Origin of the sequence: Streptomyces viridosporus (genome assembly GCF_002078235.1) — a bacterium.
GTDB classification, from domain to species: Bacteria; Actinomycetota; Actinomycetes; order Streptomycetales; family Streptomycetaceae; genus Streptomyces; species Streptomyces viridosporus.
The window spans coordinates 1-15,865 of record NZ_MSGP01000239.1; the positions used below are offsets into that span (position 1 = coordinate 1).

28 protein-coding genes and 1 pseudogene are annotated in these 15,865 nt (G+C 67.0%); all 29 read left to right on the plus strand.

The window, feature by feature from the left end; translation table 11 throughout:
* The first annotated feature begins 714 nt into the window (after positions 1 to 714).
* The gene (gene rpsJ / locus B7L92_RS17685; protein ID WP_003948644.1) at positions 715 to 1,023 is read left to right on the plus strand and encodes a 30S ribosomal protein S10; all 309 of its coding nucleotides are present in this window, start codon (positions 715 to 717) and stop codon (positions 1,021 to 1,023) included.
* Between the two features lie 18 nt (positions 1,024 to 1,041).
* Positions 1,042 to 1,686: a 50S ribosomal protein L3 gene (gene rplC, locus B7L92_RS17690; protein WP_004984533.1), complete on the plus strand. Its 645-nt coding sequence runs from the start codon at positions 1,042 to 1,044 to the stop codon at positions 1,684 to 1,686.
* Positions 1,687 to 1,694: 8 nt separating this feature from the next.
* Positions 1,695 to 2,354, plus strand: coding sequence for a 50S ribosomal protein L4 (gene rplD, locus B7L92_RS17695; RefSeq protein ID WP_081238564.1), 660 nt, complete (start codon positions 1,695 to 1,697; stop codon positions 2,352 to 2,354).
* Complete coding sequence (gene rplW / locus B7L92_RS17700; protein WP_004984531.1) at positions 2,354 to 2,773, plus strand: 50S ribosomal protein L23; 420 nt, start codon at positions 2,354 to 2,356, stop codon at positions 2,771 to 2,773. Before rplD ends, rplW begins: the two co-directional genes overlap by 1 nt.
* A gap of 38 nt (positions 2,774 to 2,811) precedes the next feature.
* A complete protein-coding gene (gene rplB, locus B7L92_RS17705; RefSeq protein WP_004984530.1) occupies positions 2,812 to 3,648 on the plus strand; it encodes a 50S ribosomal protein L2 in 837 nt (278 codons plus the stop codon).
* 12 nt (positions 3,649 to 3,660) lie between these two features.
* Positions 3,661 to 3,942, plus strand: a complete 282-nt coding sequence (gene rpsS, locus B7L92_RS17710) for a 30S ribosomal protein S19 (protein WP_004984529.1) — start codon at positions 3,661 to 3,663, stop codon at positions 3,940 to 3,942.
* A gap of 45 nt (positions 3,943 to 3,987) precedes the next feature.
* The gene (gene rplV, locus B7L92_RS17715; protein ID WP_006130776.1) at positions 3,988 to 4,335 is read left to right on the plus strand and encodes a 50S ribosomal protein L22; all 348 of its coding nucleotides are present in this window, start codon (positions 3,988 to 3,990) and stop codon (positions 4,333 to 4,335) included.
* Entirely contained in the window at positions 4,335 to 5,159 is an 825-nt protein-coding gene (gene rpsC, locus B7L92_RS17720; protein WP_004984527.1) for a 30S ribosomal protein S3, read from the plus strand. Before rplV ends, rpsC begins: the two co-directional genes overlap by 1 nt.
* A gap of 5 nt (positions 5,160 to 5,164) precedes the next feature.
* The gene (rplP, locus tag B7L92_RS17725; protein ID WP_004984526.1) at positions 5,165 to 5,584 is read left to right on the plus strand and encodes a 50S ribosomal protein L16; all 420 of its coding nucleotides are present in this window, start codon (positions 5,165 to 5,167) and stop codon (positions 5,582 to 5,584) included.
* Positions 5,584 to 5,808, plus strand: a complete 225-nt coding sequence (gene rpmC / locus B7L92_RS17730) for a 50S ribosomal protein L29 (protein WP_004984525.1) — start codon at positions 5,584 to 5,586, stop codon at positions 5,806 to 5,808. The genes rplP and rpmC overlap by 1 nt, the downstream gene beginning before the upstream one ends.
* On the plus strand, positions 5,808 to 6,092 hold the full coding sequence (gene rpsQ, locus B7L92_RS17735) for a 30S ribosomal protein S17 (protein WP_004984524.1): 285 nt from the start codon (positions 5,808 to 5,810) through the stop codon (positions 6,090 to 6,092). The genes rpmC and rpsQ overlap by 1 nt, the downstream gene beginning before the upstream one ends.
* A 100-nt stretch (positions 6,093 to 6,192) precedes the next feature.
* Positions 6,193 to 6,561, plus strand: coding sequence for a 50S ribosomal protein L14 (rplN, locus tag B7L92_RS17740; RefSeq protein ID WP_003998823.1), 369 nt, complete (start codon positions 6,193 to 6,195; stop codon positions 6,559 to 6,561).
* A gap of 2 nt (positions 6,562 to 6,563) precedes the next feature.
* Positions 6,564 to 6,887: a 50S ribosomal protein L24 gene (gene rplX, locus B7L92_RS17745; RefSeq protein WP_004984523.1), complete on the plus strand. Its 324-nt coding sequence runs from the start codon at positions 6,564 to 6,566 to the stop codon at positions 6,885 to 6,887.
* Complete coding sequence (rplE, locus tag B7L92_RS17750) at positions 6,887 to 7,444, plus strand: 50S ribosomal protein L5 (RefSeq protein WP_004984522.1); 558 nt, start codon at positions 6,887 to 6,889, stop codon at positions 7,442 to 7,444. Before rplX ends, rplE begins: the two co-directional genes overlap by 1 nt.
* Before the next feature lie 5 nt (positions 7,445 to 7,449).
* Complete coding sequence (locus tag B7L92_RS17755) at positions 7,450 to 7,635, plus strand: type Z 30S ribosomal protein S14 (protein ID WP_003948630.1); 186 nt, start codon at positions 7,450 to 7,452, stop codon at positions 7,633 to 7,635.
* 212 nt (positions 7,636 to 7,847) lie between these two features.
* Positions 7,848 to 8,246 carry a 30S ribosomal protein S8 gene (rpsH, locus tag B7L92_RS17765; protein ID WP_004984520.1) on the plus strand — a complete coding sequence of 133 codons (399 nt, stop codon included), beginning with the start codon at positions 7,848 to 7,850 and terminating at the stop codon, positions 8,244 to 8,246.
* 24 nt (positions 8,247 to 8,270) lie between these two features.
* On the plus strand, positions 8,271 to 8,810 hold the full coding sequence (gene rplF, locus B7L92_RS17770; protein WP_004984519.1) for a 50S ribosomal protein L6: 540 nt from the start codon (positions 8,271 to 8,273) through the stop codon (positions 8,808 to 8,810).
* A gap of 3 nt (positions 8,811 to 8,813) precedes the next feature.
* A complete protein-coding gene (gene rplR / locus B7L92_RS17775) occupies positions 8,814 to 9,197 on the plus strand; it encodes a 50S ribosomal protein L18 (protein WP_004984518.1) in 384 nt (127 codons plus the stop codon).
* Positions 9,198 to 9,238: 41 nt separating this feature from the next.
* Positions 9,239 to 9,844, plus strand: a complete 606-nt coding sequence (rpsE, locus tag B7L92_RS17780) for a 30S ribosomal protein S5 (RefSeq protein ID WP_004984517.1) — start codon at positions 9,239 to 9,241, stop codon at positions 9,842 to 9,844.
* 2 nt (positions 9,845 to 9,846) lie between these two features.
* On the plus strand, positions 9,847 to 10,029 hold the full coding sequence (gene rpmD / locus B7L92_RS17785; RefSeq protein ID WP_004984515.1) for a 50S ribosomal protein L30: 183 nt from the start codon (positions 9,847 to 9,849) through the stop codon (positions 10,027 to 10,029).
* A gap of 2 nt (positions 10,030 to 10,031) precedes the next feature.
* Positions 10,032 to 10,487: a 50S ribosomal protein L15 gene (gene rplO / locus B7L92_RS17790; protein ID WP_004984514.1), complete on the plus strand. Its 456-nt coding sequence runs from the start codon at positions 10,032 to 10,034 to the stop codon at positions 10,485 to 10,487.
* A gap of 240 nt (positions 10,488 to 10,727) precedes the next feature.
* Entirely contained in the window at positions 10,728 to 12,041 is a 1,314-nt protein-coding gene (secY, locus tag B7L92_RS17795; protein WP_081238565.1) for a preprotein translocase subunit SecY, read from the plus strand.
* Positions 12,041 to 12,694 carry an adenylate kinase gene (locus tag B7L92_RS17800; RefSeq protein WP_081238566.1) on the plus strand — a complete coding sequence of 218 codons (654 nt, stop codon included), beginning with the start codon at positions 12,041 to 12,043 and terminating at the stop codon, positions 12,692 to 12,694. The genes secY and B7L92_RS17800 overlap by 1 nt, the downstream gene beginning before the upstream one ends.
* A 126-nt stretch (positions 12,695 to 12,820) precedes the next feature.
* Positions 12,821 to 13,657 (plus strand): type I methionyl aminopeptidase, encoded by an 837-nt coding sequence (gene map / locus B7L92_RS17805; protein ID WP_016825011.1) that lies wholly within the window; start codon positions 12,821 to 12,823, stop codon positions 13,655 to 13,657.
* Between the two features lie 224 nt (positions 13,658 to 13,881).
* Positions 13,882 to 14,103 (plus strand): translation initiation factor IF-1, encoded by a 222-nt coding sequence (infA, locus tag B7L92_RS17810; protein ID WP_003948620.1) that lies wholly within the window; start codon positions 13,882 to 13,884, stop codon positions 14,101 to 14,103.
* A gap of 60 nt (positions 14,104 to 14,163) precedes the next feature.
* Positions 14,164 to 14,277, plus strand: a complete 114-nt coding sequence (gene rpmJ / locus B7L92_RS17815; RefSeq protein WP_004984509.1) for a 50S ribosomal protein L36 — start codon at positions 14,164 to 14,166, stop codon at positions 14,275 to 14,277.
* Positions 14,278 to 14,469: 192 nt separating this feature from the next.
* Positions 14,470 to 14,850, plus strand: a complete 381-nt coding sequence (gene rpsM, locus B7L92_RS17820) for a 30S ribosomal protein S13 (RefSeq protein WP_004984507.1) — start codon at positions 14,470 to 14,472, stop codon at positions 14,848 to 14,850.
* Positions 14,851 to 14,915: 65 nt separating this feature from the next.
* Positions 14,916 to 15,320 carry a 30S ribosomal protein S11 gene (gene rpsK / locus B7L92_RS17825; RefSeq protein WP_003956432.1) on the plus strand — a complete coding sequence of 135 codons (405 nt, stop codon included), beginning with the start codon at positions 14,916 to 14,918 and terminating at the stop codon, positions 15,318 to 15,320.
* Positions 15,321 to 15,565: 245 nt separating this feature from the next.
* Positions 15,566 to 15,865: pseudogene (locus B7L92_RS17830) on the plus strand (DNA-directed RNA polymerase subunit alpha); the annotation flags it as partial.

Sequence of the window (15,865 nt, forward strand, 5' to 3'; positions counted from 1 at the left end):
CCCGCCGGGGCGGTACGGCGGAGGGGCGCGCCGGGCGGGAGGGGGCGTACCGGCGGGACGCGCACGGCTTCTCCGCAGGCCCGGCCGGGTGGGCCCGGGCGCCGGCGCGGCGAACCGCCGCTTCGACGTCGCGCCCGAGCAGTTCCGACAGGCCCGGACCGGGCGGGCTCCCGCTCCACGCCGTGCGTGCCGCTGGAGGGGGGATCCGGCCCGTGACACCCGCCGGGCCCCCTGGAGGACTTCCAGCGCGCCCACTTCCCCGCCACCGCGAAGACGCCGAACTGCCGCGGAACCTTGCGGACCGGTCGGCGGGTGGGTTTGACCCGCGCCACCTCCGGGGTAATCTTTTCCGCTCGATTGGCCAGTCCCCCGCCCGCTGTGGCAGACTGTCCGAGTTGCTCGGTCGAGTGTTGATGCTGCGCGCCTCCCGCCGGGAGGACCGGAAGCGAGTCCCACAGTACTCGTCGTCCCTGATCAGGGGCGGACGTACGGGAATCTTCCGGGAAGCGTGAGTGCGGCGCCGACCAGGCGCCCGGTGGGCCTTTCGCCCCCGGCCCGCGGTTCTGGTAGGACCGTGTCCAATCCCGCAGGGGTGTTCGAACAAGGGACATTCATGTCAGCGGGACCGCGACACGCCCGACCGCGTGGGTCGGAGAACGAGGGGAGCCGCTCCGGGTTCCAGAGCGTTATGAGAGACAGGACTACGAAGTAGCCATGGCGGGACAGAAGATCCGCATCCGGCTCAAGGCCTACGACCACGAGGTCATCGACTCCTCGGCGAAGAAGATCGTCGAGACGGTGACCCGCACTGGTGCGTCGGTCGCGGGCCCGGTGCCGCTGCCCACTGAGAAGAACGTGTACTGCGTCATCAAGTCGCCGCACAAGTACAAGGACTCGCGCGAGCACTTCGAGATGCGCACGCACAAGCGCCTGATCGACATCCTCGACCCGACCCCCAAGACCGTTGACTCTCTGATGCGACTCGACCTCCCGGCCGGTGTCGACATCGAGATCAAGCTCTGAGGCCGGTGATCTGAAGAGATGGCTAAGCAGATCAAGGGCATCCTGGGCGAGAAGCTCGGTATGACGCAGGTGTGGGACGAGAACAACCGTGTCGTCCCGGTCACCGTCGTCAAGGCCGGGCCGAACGTCGTCACCCAGGTCCGCACGAACGACGTCGACGGCTACGAGTCCGTCCAGATCGCCTTCGGCGAGATCGACCCGCGCAAGGTGAACAAGCCCCTCAAGGGCCACTTCGCCAAGGCCGACGTCACCCCCCGTCGTCACCTCGTCGAGATCCGCACGTCGGACGCCTCCGAGTACACGCTCGGCCAGGAAGTCACCGCCGAGGTGTTCGAGGCCGGCGTGAAGGTCGACGTGACCGGCAAGAGCAAGGGCAAGGGCTTCGCCGGTGTCATGAAGCGCCACAACTTCGGTGGCCTCGGCGCCGGGCACGGTACCCAGCGCAAGCACCGCTCTCCCGGCTCCATCGGTGGCTGCGCCACCCCGGGCCGTGTGTTCAAGGGCCTGCGCATGGCGGGTCGCATGGGCAACGAGCGGGTCACCACCCAGAACCTGACCGTCCACGCCGTTGACGCGGAGAAGGGTCTGCTGCTCATCAAGGGCGCGGTTCCCGGTCCGAACGGCGGCCTCGTCCTGGTCCGCACCGCGGCCAAGGGGGCCTGAGGTAACCGATGAGCACTGTTGACATCCTTTCGCCGGCGGGCGACAAGGCCGGTACCGTCGAGCTCCCCGCGGAGATCTTCGGCGTTGAGAAGGTCAGCGTTCCGCTGATCCACCAGGTCGTCGTCGCGCAGCTGGCCGCCGCCCGCCAGGGCACCCACAAGACCAAGACGCGCGGTGAAGTCCGTGGTGGCGGCAAGAAGCCGTACCGCCAGAAGGGCACCGGTCGCGCCCGCCAGGGTTCGACCCGCGCGCCGCAGTTCGCCGGCGGTGGCATCGTCCACGGCCCCCAGCCGCGCGACTACTCGCAGCGGACCCCGAAGAAGATGAAGGCCGCGGCCCTGCGCCACGCCCTCACCGACCGGGCCCGCCACAACCGCATCCACGTCGTCACCGGCGTGATCGAGGGCGAGACCCCCTCCACGAAGGCCGCCAAGAGCCTGTTCGGCAAGATCAGCGAGCGCAAGAACCTGCTCCTGGTCGTCGACCGCGCCGACGAGGCCGCGTGGCTGTCCGCCCGCAACCTGCCCCAGGTCCACATCCTGGAGCCGGGCCAGCTGAACACGTACGACGTTCTCGTCTCGGACGACGTGGTCTTCACCAAGGCCGCTTTCGAGTCCTTCGTCGCCGGCCCGAACAAGGCCAACGACAACGAAGGGAGCGAGGCCTGATGGCTGCCCGTCACCCCTCCATCGCCTCCAAGGCGGCCAAGAAGGCGAAGGAGGCGCGCGTAGCCAAGGCGCGCCGCCACGCCACCGAGGGCAAGAACACCGTCGTCACCCCGGCGAGCAAGGCGTACACGGACCCCCGTGACGTGCTGCTCAAGCCGGTCGTGTCCGAGAAGAGCTACGCGCTCATCGACGAGAACAAGTACACGTTCCTCGTCGACCCGCGTGCCAACAAGACCCAGATCAAGGAGGCCGTGCAGTCGGTCTTCTCGGTCAAGGTCACCGGGGTCAACACGATCAACCGCATCGGCAAGCGCAAGCGGACCCGCACCGGCTTCGGCCAGCGTGCGGCCACCAAGCGCGCGATCGTGACCCTCGCCGAGGGCGACCGTATCGACATCTTCGGCGGTCCGACCGCGTAAGCGGTCAGGATCGTTCGATATCGGACGAGGACTGAGAAATGGGTATCCGCAAGTACAAGCCGACGACTCCGGGCCGTCGTGGCTCCAGCGTCGCCGACTTCGTCGAGGTCACGCGGTCCACGCCGGAGAAGTCGCTGGTCCGTCCCCTGCACAGCAAGGGCGGCCGTAACAATTCCGGTCGTGTGACCGTCCGCCACCAGGGCGGTGGCCACAAGCGCGCCTACCGCGTGATCGACTTCCGTCGTCACGACAAGGACGGCGTGCCGGCGAAGGTCGCGCACATCGAGTACGACCCCAACCGCACCGCGCGCATCGCGCTCCTGCACTACGCGGACGGCGAGAAGCGCTACATCCTCGCGCCGCGCGACCTGAAGCAGGGCGACCGCGTCGAGAACGGCCCCGGGGCCGACATCAAGCCGGGCAACAACCTTGCCCTGCGCAACATCCCGGTCGGTACGACGCTGCACGCCATCGAGCTGCGTCCCGGCGGCGGCGCCAAGTTCGCCCGCTCCGCCGGCGCCTCGGTGCAGCTGCTCGCGAAGGAGGGCACCATGGCCCACCTCCGCATGCCGTCCGGTGAGATCCGCCTGGTCGACGTCCGCTGCCGCGCCACCGTCGGCGAGGTCGGCAACGCCGAGCAGAGCAACATCAACTGGGGCAAGGCCGGCCGCAAGCGCTGGCTGGGTGTCCGCCCGAGCGTGCGTGGTGTGGTCATGAACCCGGTGGACCACCCGCACGGTGGTGGTGAGGGCCGTACCTCCGGTGGTCGCCACCCGGTGTCCCCGTGGGGCCAGAAGGAAGGCCGTACTCGTTCGCCCAAGAAGGCGTCGAACAAGTACATCGTCCGCCGCCGCAAGACGAACAAGAAGCGCTAAGGACGGGTTGAGATGCCTCGTAGCTTGAAGAAGGGACCCTTCGTCGACGACCACCTGATCAAGAAGGTGGACGCCCAGAACGAAGCCGGTACCAAGAACGTCATCAAGACCTGGTCCCGCCGCTCGATGATCGTCCCGGCCATGCTCGGCCACACGATCGCGGTGCACAACGGCAAGACCCACATCCCGGTGTTTGTCACCGAGTCGATGGTCGGCCACAAGCTCGGCGAGTTCTCGCCGACCCGCACCTTCCGGGGCCACGTCAAGGAAGACCGGAAGTCGAAGCGCCGCTGACAGGCGGGGTGCAAACGACCAATGACAAACACTGAAGGGACAACCATGGAAGCCAGGGCCCAGGCGCGGTACATCCGCGTCACGCCCATGAAGGCCCGCCGTGTGGTGGACCTCATCCGTGGCATGGACGCCACGGAGGCTCAGGCGGTCCTGCGTTTCGCCCCGCAGGCCGCGAGCGTGCCGGTCGGCAAGGTGCTGGACAGCGCCATCGCCAACGCCGCGCACAACTACGACCACACCGATGTCGACAGCCTCTTCATCTCCGAGGCCTACGTCGACGAGGGCCCGACCCTGAAGCGGTTCCGTCCGCGCGCCCAGGGCCGTGCCTACCGGATCCGCAAGCGGACCAGCCACATCACCGTGGTCGTCAGCAGCAAGGAAGGAACCCGGTAATGGGCCAGAAGGTAAACCCGCACGGGTTCCGGCTCGGTGTCACGACCGACTTCAAGTCGCGTTGGTACGCCGACAAGCTGTACAAGGACTACGTCAAGGAAGACGTCGCCATCCGTCGGATGATGACGTCCGGCATGGAGCGCGCCGGCATCTCCAAGGTCGAGATCGAGCGCACCCGTGACCGTGTGCGTGTGGACATCCACACCGCTCGTCCGGGCATCGTCATCGGCCGCCGCGGCGCCGAGGCCGACCGCATCCGCGGCGACCTCGAGAAGCTCACCGGCAAGCAGGTCCAGCTGAACATCCTCGAGGTCAAGAACCCCGAGACCGACGCTCAGCTCGTGGCCCAGGCCGTCGCCGAGCAGCTCTCCTCCCGCGTCTCCTTCCGCCGCGCCATGCGCAAGAGCATGCAGTCGGCGATGAAGGCGGGCGCCAAGGGCATCAAGATCCAGTGCGGTGGCCGCCTCGGCGGCGCCGAGATGTCCCGCTCGGAGTTCTACCGCGAGGGCCGTGTGCCCCTGCACACGCTCCGCGCGAACGTGGACTACGGCTTCTTCGAGGCCAAGACGACCTTCGGCCGCATCGGTGTGAAGGTCTGGATCTACAAGGGCGACGTCAAGAACATCGCCGAGGTCCGCGCCGAGAACGCCGCCGCCCGTGCGGGCAACCGCCCGGCCCGCGGTGGCGCCGACCGCCCGGCCCGTGGTGGCCGCGGTGGCGAGCGGCGCGGTCGCAAGCCGCAGCAGCAGGCTCCGGCTGCCGAGGCCCCCAAGGCCGACGCGCCCGCCGCCGCTCCGGCTGAGAGCACCGGAACGGAGGCCTGACCACCATGCTGATCCCCCGTAGGGTCAAGCACCGCAAGCAGCACCACCCCAAGCGCAACGGCATGTCCAAGGGTGGCACGCAGGTTGCGTTCGGCGAGTACGGCATCCAGGCGCTGACCCCGGCGTACGTGACGAACCGCCAGATCGAGGCGGCTCGTATCGCCATGACCCGCCACATCAAGCGTGGTGGCAAGGTCTGGATCAACATCTACCCGGACCGCCCGCTGACGAAGAAGCCGGCCGAGACCCGCATGGGTTCCGGTAAGGGTTCTCCGGAGTGGTGGGTGGCCAACGTCAAGCCCGGACGCGTGATGTTCGAGCTGTCGTACCCCAACGAGAAGATCGCGCGCGAGGCCCTGACCCGTGCGGCCCACAAGCTGCCGATGAAGTGCAAGATCGTCAAGCGCGAGGCAGGTGAAGCGTGATGTCGGCCGGTACCAAGGCGTCCGAGCTGCGCGAGCTGGGCAACGAAGAGCTTCTGACGAAGCTCCGCGAGGCCAAGGAAGAGCTGTTCAACCTCCGCTTCCAGGCGGCCACGGGTCAGCTCGAGAACCACGGCCGTCTCAAGGCGGTCCGCAAGGACATCGCCCGGATCTACACCCTCATGCGTGAGCGTGAGCTCGGCATCGAGACGGTGGAGAACGCCTGATGAGCGAGAACAACGTGACTGAGAACACTGAAGCGCGCGGCTTCCGCAAGACCCGTGAGGGCCTTGTCGTCAGCGACAAGATGGACAAGACCGTCGTCGTCGCCGTCGAGGACCGCGTCAAGCACGCTCTGTACGGCAAGGTCATCCGCCGTACGAACAAGCTCAAGGCCCACGACGAGCAGAACGCCGCGGGTGTCGGCGACCGCGTCCTCCTGATGGAGACCCGGCCGCTGTCCGCGACGAAGCGCTGGCGCGTCGTCGAGATCCTCGAGAAGGCCAAGTAATTCTCCTGCGGGGCAAACCCCGCAGGGTAGTTCCGCCAGGCTCCAACGGGGCTGATCCATCAGCCCCGTTGGGGAACCGGCAGACGATCAGGAGATAGACGTGATCCAGCAGGAGTCGCGACTGCGCGTCGCCGACAACACGGGAGCGAAGGAGATCCTTTGCATCCGTGTACTCGGTGGCTCCGGTCGCCGCTACGCGGGCATCGGTGACGTCATCGTCGCCACCGTCAAGGACGCGATCCCCGGTGGCAACGTGAAGAAGGGTGACGTCGTCAAGGCGGTCATCGTTCGCACCGTCAAGGAGCGCCGCCGTCCGGACGGCTCGTACATCCGCTTCGACGAGAACGCCGCCGTCATCCTCAAGAACGACGGCGACCCTCGTGGCACCCGTATCTTCGGCCCGGTCGGCCGTGAGCTGCGCGAGAAGAAGTTCATGAAGATCATCTCCCTCGCGCCGGAGGTGCTGTGAGCATGAAGATCAAGAAGGGCGACCTGGTCCAGGTCATCACCGGCAAGGACAAGGGCAAGCAGGGCAAGGTCATCGCCGCTTACCCGCGCGAGGAGCGTGTCCTGGTCGAGGGTGTCAACCGGGTCAAGAAGCACACCAAGGCCGGTCCGACCGCTCGCGGTTCGCAGGCCGGCGGGATCGTGACCACCGAGGCCCCGATCCACGTCAGCAACGTTCAGCTGGTCGTGGAGAAGGACGGCAAGAAGGTCGTGACCCGCGTCGGCTACCGCTTCGACGACGAGGGCAACAAGATCCGCGTTGCCAAGCGGACGGGTGAGGACATCTGATGGCTACCACCACCACTCCGCGTCTCAAGACGAAGTACCGCGAGGAGATCGCGGGCAAGCTGCGTGAGGAGTTCTCGTACGAGAACGTCATGCAGGTTCCCGGCCTCGTCAAGATCGTGGTCAACATGGGTGTGGGCGACGCCGCCCGCGACTCCAAGCTGATCGAGGGCGCCATCCGCGACCTCACCACGATCACCGGTCAGAAGCCGGCCGTCACCAAGGCCCGCAAGTCCATCGCGCAGTTCAAGCTGCGCGAGGGTCAGCCGATCGGTGCCCACGTCACGCTCCGCGGCGACCGCATGTGGGAGTTCCTGGACCGCACCCTGTCGCTCGCGCTGCCGCGCATCCGCGACTTCCGCGGCCTGTCCCCCAAGCAGTTCGACGGCCGTGGCAACTACACCTTCGGTCTCACGGAGCAGGTCATGTTCCACGAGATCGACCAGGACAAGATCGACCGTGTCCGGGGTATGGACATCACCGTGGTCACCACGGCGACCAACGACGAAGAGGGCCGCGCCCTTCTCCGTCACCTCGGCTTCCCGTTCAAGGAGGCGTGAGCGAGATGGCGAAGAAGGCTCTCATCGCGAAGGCTGCTCGCAAGCCCAAGTTCGGTGTGCGTGGCTACACCCGCTGCCAGCGCTGCGGCCGTCCGCACTCCGTGTACCGCAAGTTCGGCCTCTGCCGCGTGTGCCTTCGTGAGATGGCTCACCGTGGCGAGCTGCCGGGCGTGACCAAGAGCTCCTGGTAGTCCCCGCAAACAGGGATTCACAGGGCTCTCGGTAAGCAACTGGGTCGGCAGGGGCCCGGCCCCCCATGCCTTAGGCTTGTGGGGTTGGGCGCCTGCCGCGCCCGCACGACTTACTACGCCGCAGGTCCACCGCGCCGCACCCGTCCCGTCTCGGATCGGGGAGAGGGATGGCGCACCAGGAAACCCCGGCGAGAGAGGCCGAAGGCCAATTCATGACCATGACTGATCCGATCGCAGACATGCTTACGCGTCTGCGGAACGCGAACTCGGCGTACCACGACTCCGTGGCGATGCCGCACTCGAAGATCAAGTCGCACATCGCGGAGATCCTCCAGCAGGAGGGCTTCATCACGGGCTGGAAGGTCGAGGACGCCGAGGTCGGCAAGAACCTCGTCCTGGAGCTGAAGTTCGGCCCCAACCGTGAGCGCTCCATCGCGGGCATCAAGCGGATCTCCAAGCCCGGTCTCCGGGTGTACGCGAAGTCCACCAACCTGCCGAAGGTGCTCGGCGGCCTCGGCGTGGCGATCATCTCCACGTCGCACGGGCTCCTCACCGACAAGCAGGCCGGCAAGAAGGGCGTGGGTGGGGAAGTCCTCGCCTACGTCTGGTAGCGGAAGGGAACGGAGGAAACAGCTATGTCGCGCATCGGCAAGCTCCCCATCGCGGTTCCCGCCGGCGTGGACGTCACCATCGACGGCCGTACGGTCTCGGTCAAGGGTCCCAAGGGCTCGCTGACCCACACCGTCGTGGCGCCGATCGAGATCGCCAAGGGTGAGGACGGCGTGCTGAACGTCACCCGCCCCAACGACGAGCGTCAGAACAAGGCCCTGCACGGCCTGTCCCGCACGCTGGTGGCGAACATGATCACCGGCGTGACCCAGGGTTACGTGAAGAAGCTCGAGATCAGCGGTGTCGGTTACCGCGTTGTCGCCAAGGGTTCGAACCTGGAGTTCTCCCTCGGCTACAGCCACCCGATCACGGTCGAGGCTCCCGAGGGCATCACCTTCAAGGTGGAGACCCCGACCCGTTTCTCGGTCGAGGGCATCGACAAGCAGAAGGTCGGCGAGGTTGCGGCCAACATCCGCAAGCTGCGCAAGCCCGACCCGTACAAGGCCAAGGGCGTCAAGTACGAGGGCGAAGTCATCCGCCGCAAGGTCGGAAAGGCGGGTAAGTAAGCCATGGCATACGGGCAGAAGATCCTCAAGGGCGACGCCTACAAGCGTGCCGCTATCAAGCGTCGCCACATCCGGATCCGCAAGAAGGTCGCCGGTACCGCCGAGCGTCCTCGCCTGGTCGTGACTCGTTCCAACCGCCACATCGTGGCGCAGGTGATCGACGACCTGAAGGGTCACACCCTGGCGTCGGCGTCCACCCTGGACGCGTCGATCCGCGGTGGCGAGGGCGACAAGTCCGCGCAGGCCAAGCAGGTCGGTGCCCTGGTCGCCGAGCGCGCCAAGGCCGCCGGTGTCGAGGCCGTCGTGTTCGACCGTGGTGGCAACCAGTACGCCGGGCGCATCGCCGCCCTGGCGGACGCCGCCCGCGAAGCCGGCCTGAAGTTCTGAGCCGGTTCCGTAGCTAGCGGAAACAGAGAGAGGTAATTCCAATGGCTGGACCCCAGCGCCGCGGTGGCGGTGCCGGTGGCGGCGAGCGGCGGGACCGGAAGGGCCGTGACGGCGGCGCAGCTGCCGCCGAGAAGACCGCATACGTTGAGCGCGTCGTCGCGATCAACCGTGTCGCCAAGGTTGTGAAGGGTGGTCGTCGCTTCAGCTTCACCGCGCTGGTCGTGGTGGGCGACGGTGACGGCACCGTGGGTGTCGGGTACGGCAAGGCCAAGGAGGTGCCGGCCGCCATCGCCAAGGGCGTTGAGGAGGCCAAGAAGCACTTCTTCAAGGTCCCCCGGATCCAGGGCACCATCCCGCACCCGATCCAGGGTGAGAAGGCTGCCGGCGTCGTGCTGCTCAAGCCCGCGTCGCCCGGTACCGGTGTGATCGCCGGTGGTCCGGTGCGTGCCGTGCTCGAGTGCGCCGGTATCCACGACGTGCTGTCGAAGTCGCTCGGCTCCGACAACGCCATCAACATCGTGCACGCGACCGTGGAGGCCCTGAAGGGCCTGCAGCGTCCCGAGGAGATCGCGGCCCGCCGCGGTCTGCCGCTCGAGGACGTCGCCCCCGCGGCCCTGCTGCGTGCGCGTGCCGGGGCGGGTGTGTGATCATGGCGCAGCTCAAGATCACGCAGGTCAAGTCCTACATCGGCAGCAAGCAGAACCACCGTGACACCCTGCGTTCGCTTGGCCTGAAGAAGGTCAACGACGTGGTCGTCAAGGAGGACCGTCCCGAGTTCCGCGGCATGGTGCACACCGTCCGCCACCTCGTGACGGTCGAGGAGGTCGACTGATCATGGCGGAGCAGAACCCGCTCAAGATCCACAACCTCCGTCCCGCCCCGGGCGCCAAGACCGCCAAGACCCGTGTCGGTCGTGGTGAGGCGTCGAAGGGTAAGACGGCCGGTCGTGGTACGAAGGGCACCAAGGCCCGTTACCAGGTTCCGGAGAGCTTCGAGGGTGGCCAGATGCCGCTCCACATGCGTCTCCCGAAGCTGAAGGGCTTCAAGAACCCGTTCAAGACCGAGTACCAGGTCGTGAACCTCGACAAGCTGGCCGCGCTCTACCCCGAGGGTGGCGAGGTCACGGTCGAGGGCCTCGTGGCCAAGGGTGCCGTGCGCAAGAACAGCCTCGTCAAGGTCCTCGGCCAGGGCGAGATCTCCGTGGCGCTGCAGGTGACGGTCGACGCCGTCTCCGGCTCCGCCAAGGAGAAGATCACCGCCGCCGGCGGTACCGTCACCGAGCTCGTCTGAACCTTTCAGGCGTCTTGATGACTTGAGCGAACCCGACCGGGGGTGCCCCACAAATGGGGCATCCCCGGTTGGTCGTTCCTAGGGCGGCAGTCTCGCCGGTAAGGTGACCTGCGCTGCCCATTTCTCCCGGGAGTCCCGTGCGGGCACTCGGGGCGGCAGTTGACCGTTACGTATTCGTCCTTTATCGGAATCTCAGACCGTCACCCTTGACGCACTGGCGCGGGGGTCGCAGGAGGCACCGTGCTCACCGCGTTCGCCCGGGCGTTCAAGACGCCCGACCTGCGCAAGAAGCTGCTCTTCACACTCGGCATCATCGTCGTGTACCGGATCGGTACGAACATTCCGATCCCGGGTGTCGACTACCGGAACGTCCAGGCGTGTATCGACAACGCCGAGGCGACCCAGGGCCTGTTCGGTCTCGTCAACATGTTCAGCGGCGGCGCGCTGCTCCAGATCACGATCTTCGCGCTGGGCATCATGCCGTACATCACGGCGAGTATCATCCTGCAGCTGCTGACCGTGGTGATCCCGCGTCTGGAGGCCCTGAAGAAGGAGGGCCAGGCCGGCACGGCGAAGATCACGCAGTACACCCGTTACCTGACGGTCGCGCTCGCCGTCCTCCAGGGCACCGGCCTGGTGGCCACCGCCCGCAGCGGCGCCCTCTTCCAGGGCTGCCCGGTCGCCAGCCAGATCGTCCCGGACCAGTCGATCTTCGTGACCGTCACCATGGTCATCACCATGACCGCCGGCACGGCCGTCGTGATGTGGCTCGGCGAGCTCATCACCGACCGCGGCATCGGCAACGGCATGTCGATCCTGATGTTCATCTCGATCGCCGCGACCTTCCCCTCCGCCCTGTGGGCCATCAAGGAGCAGGGCAGCCTGGCGGACGGCTGGATCGAGTTCGGCACCGTCATGCTCGTCGGGTTCGTCATGGTCGCCCTGGTCGTCTTCGTCGAGCAGGCCCAGCGCCGGATCCCGGTGCAGTACGCCAAGCGCATGATCGGCCGCCGCTCCTACGGCGGCACGTCCACCTACATCCCGCTCAAGGTGAACCAGGCGGGCGTGATCCCCGTCATCTTCGCCTCGTCGCTGCTCTACATCCCCGCCCTGATCGTCCAGTTCTCCAACTCCAACGCGGGCTGGGCGACCTGGATCACGAAGAACCTGGCGAACACGGCCGCCACGCCGCACATCATCCTGTACTTCCTGCTGATCGTCTTCTTCGCGTTCTTCTACGTGGCCATCACGTTCAACCCCGAGGAAGTCGCGGACAACATGAAGAAGTATGGTGGCTTCATCCCGGGCATCCGGGCTGGCCGACCGACCGCTGAGTACCTCAGCTACGTACTCAACCGGATCACCTGGCCGGGCTCGCTGTATCTGGGTCTGATCTCTCTCGTGCCGACAATGGCGTTGGCTGGTTTCGGGGCGAACCAGAACTTCCCGTTCGGCGGGACCAGCATCCTGATCATCGTGGGTGTCGGTCTCGAGACCGTGAAGCAGATCGAGAGCCAGCTCCAGCAGCGCAATTACGAAGGGTTCCTCCGCTGATGCGAATCGTCCTCGTCGGGCCGCCGGGTGCTGGGAAAGGGACACAGGCCACCCGCCTTGCCGAGAAGCTACGCATCCCGCACATCTCCACGGGCGATCTGTTCCGCGCCAACATCAGCCGGCAGACCGAACTAGGGAAGCTCGCGAAGTCCTACATGGACGCGGGCAACCTCGTGCCGGACGAGGTCACCATCGCCATGGCCAAGGACCGCATGGAGCAGTCCGACGCCGAGGGCGGCTTCCTGCTGGACGGCTTCCCGCGCAACGTCTCCCAGGCCCAGGCGCTGGACGAGCTGCTCGAGACCGAGGGCATCGAGCTGGACGCGGTCCTCGACCTGGAGGCCCCCGAGGACGAGGTGGTCAAGCGGATCGCCGGTCGGCGCATCTGCCGGAAAGACTCCAGCCACGTCTTCCACCTGACGTACAGCCCGCCGGCCAAAGAGGGCGTCTGCGACGTCTGCGGCGGCGAGCTGTACCAGCGCGACGACGACTCCGAGGAGACCGTCCGCAAGCGCCTGGAGGTCTACCACACGCAGACCGAGCCGATCATCGACTACTACAAGGCCCAGGGCCTCGTGGTGACGATCACGGCGACGGGGCGGGTCGAAGAGGTCACCGGGCGCGCGCTGGAAGCGCTCAAGCGCGACAAGTAGCGCGTCCGCCCGGCCGCGGTTCCCTGCGGGGGCCGCGGCCGTCGCGTGCGCCGGGGGAGGCGGGAGCCGGCCCCCGTATCGTTGGTGGTGTCCGTTCCTCCCCGGTCCAGAAAGGCCGTCGTCCCCATGGTGCAGATCAAGACCCCCGAGCAGATCGCCAAGATGCGTGAGGCGGGGCTGGTCGTCGCCGCCATCCACGCGGCCACCCGGGAGGCCGCCGTGCCCGGGGCCACGACGAAGGACCTGGACCAGGTCGCCCGCAAGGTGCTCGCCGAGCACAACGCCAAGCCGAACTTCCTCGGCTACGGCGGTTTCCCCGCGACGATCTGCACCTCCGTGAACGAGGTCGTCGTCCACGGCATCCCCTCCGACGACGTCGTCCTCAAGGACGGGGACGTCATCTCCATCGACTGCGGCGCGATCATCGACGGCTGGCACGGCGACGCGGCCTACACCGCCTTCGTGGGGTCCGGTCACTCCCCGGAGCTGATCGAGCTGTCCCGGGTGACCGAGGAGTCGATGTGGGCCGGCATCGCGGCCATGAAGCAGGGCAACCGGCTCGTCGACGTCTCCCGCGCCATCGAGACGTACATCCGCCGCCAGCCGAAGCCGGGCGGCGGCCGGTACGGGATCATCGAGGACTACGGCGGCCACGGCATCGGCACCGAGATGCACATGGACCCGCACCTGCTGAACTACGTCGACCGCCGCCGCGGCAAGGGCCCCAAGCTGGTCCCGGGCTTCTGCCTCGCCATCGAGCCGATGGTCTCCCTGGGCACCCCGAAGACCCGGGTGCTCGAGGACGACTGGACGGTCGTCACCACCGACGGCACCTGGTCCTCCCACTGGGAGCACTCCGTCGCCCTCACCGAGCAGGGCCCCCTGGTCCTGACCGCCCCCGACGGCGGCCGGGCGAAGCTGGCGGAGCACGGCATCACGGCCGCTCCCGACCCGCTCGCCTGACGACGGCCCCGCCCCGGCCGCCGGCCGGGACCGGTGCCGGGGCGGGGAACCCGCTCGGTTAAAGATCTCGTCCCTTGGGCAGACTTCTGCGATTCGTTTTTCCGGGTGCGCTGACGTAGACTGACTCGTCGGCTCTTGTGCACCCGCATGTCCGCATGCACATCGAAACCCTCGATACGGTGCACGCCGGAGTCGATCAAGGTAGTCGATTCGAAGGGCGAAGCGTGGCCAAGAAGCAAGGTGCCATCGAGATCGAGGGCACTGTCGTCGAGTCTCTGCCGAACGCCATGTTCAAGGTCGAGCTCCAGAACGGCCACCAGGTCCTGGCACACATCAGTGGCAAGATGCGCATGCACTACATCCGCATCCTCCCTGACGACCGGGTCGTGGTGGAGCTGTCTCCGTACGACCTGACGCGTGGCCGGATCGTTTACCGCTACAAGTAGATCTTGCCCGCGCCCCGGCTCGCCGGGGTGGTGGCACTGACCCGGAGAACCTCACATCCCATGAAGGTCAAGCCGAGCGTCAAGAAGATCTGCGACAAGTGCAGGGTGATCCGCCGTCACGGCCGGGTCATGATCATTTGCGAGAACCCGCGCCACAAGCAGCGCCAGGGCTGACCGCAGCACGATCGACCCTCTGCGACTTCCGCAGAACTTCGCGCGACGCGAGCAACACACGTTCATACGCAGGGCCCGAGCCGCACGGCTCGACACCCCCGGTTCGGAGGCCGGGGACCCAGTTCGTACCTGGTACGGCGGCTGGGATCCGGTCCTGTGGAAGACCTCCGAAAATCAAACTGGAGCCATTGAATGGCACGCGTTTCCGGTGTTGACATCCCGCGCGAAAAGCGCGTGGAGATCGCCCTCACCTACGTGTTCGGCATCGGCCGGACCCTTTCGCAGCAGACGCTGGCCGCCACCGGCGTCGACCCGAACACCCGCGTTCGCGACCTCTCCGAGGAGCAGCTCGTCGCGATCCGCGAGTACGTCGACAACAACATCAAGACCGAGGGTGACCTCCGTCGCGAGATCCAGGCCGACATCCGCCGCAAGGTCGAGATCGGCACCTACCAGGGTCTGCGTCACCGTCGCGGTCTGCCCGTCCGCGGCCAGCGCACCAGCACCAACGCGCGTACCCGCAAGGGCCCGCGTCGCGCCATCGCCGGCAAGAAGAAGCCGGGCAAGAAGTAGTCCGCAGCGGACCTCAGTCCACGGTCTTCGCTGTAGGACCGACCACCTCCCGTAGGAGTTAAGAGATGCCCCCCAAGGGACGTCAGGGCGCTGCCAAGAAGGTGCGCCGCAAGGAAAAGAAGAACGTCGCTCACGGCCACGCCCACATCAAGAGCACGTTCAACAACACGATCGTCTCGATCACGGACCCGTCCGGCAACGTGATCTCCTGGGCCTCCGCCGGCCACGTCGGCTTCAAGGGCTCCAGGAAGTCCACGCCGTTCGCCGCGCAGATGGCCGCCGAGTCGGCCGCCCGCCGCGCCCAGGAGCACGGCATGCGCAAGGTCGACGTGTTCGTCAAGGGCCCGGGTTCCGGTCGTGAGACCGCGATCCGCTCCCTGCAGGCCACGGGCCTCGAGGTCGGCTCCATCCAGGACGTCACCCCGACCCCGCACAACGGCTGCCGTCCGCCGAAGCGCCGTCGCGTCTGACGCTCCGGCCGGGCCGGCCTCCTGCTGGGGGTGCGGGGGTCGCCCCCGCACCGTCGCAGCACGGCCGCCGTCCGCCGAAGCGCCGTCGCATCCGACGCACGTCTCATGGACGCGGGTCCTCGGGCGGTACGTTCCCCTGCGGGTCGTACCGCCCGTACCCTTGCAGTACCCGCACCGGTCACCGGGTGCGGTTCCCGTCGGGCGTCATATAGCGGGCGTCCACGACTGAAGGATCTGATCCACACATGCTGATCGCTCAGCGTCCCTCGTTGACCGAAGAGGTCGTCGACGAATTCCGCTCCCGGTTCGTGATCGAGCCGCTGGAGCCGGGCTTCGGCTACACCCTCGGCAACTCCCTCCGCCGCACCCTCCTGTCGTCGATCCCCGGTGCCGCCGTCACCAGCATCCGCATCGACGGCGTCCTGCACGAGTTCACCACCGTGCCGGGCGTCAAGGAGGACGTCACCGACCTGATCCTGAACATCAAGCAGCTGGTCGTCTCCTCGGAGCACGACGAGCCGGTCGTGATGTACCTGCGCAAGCAG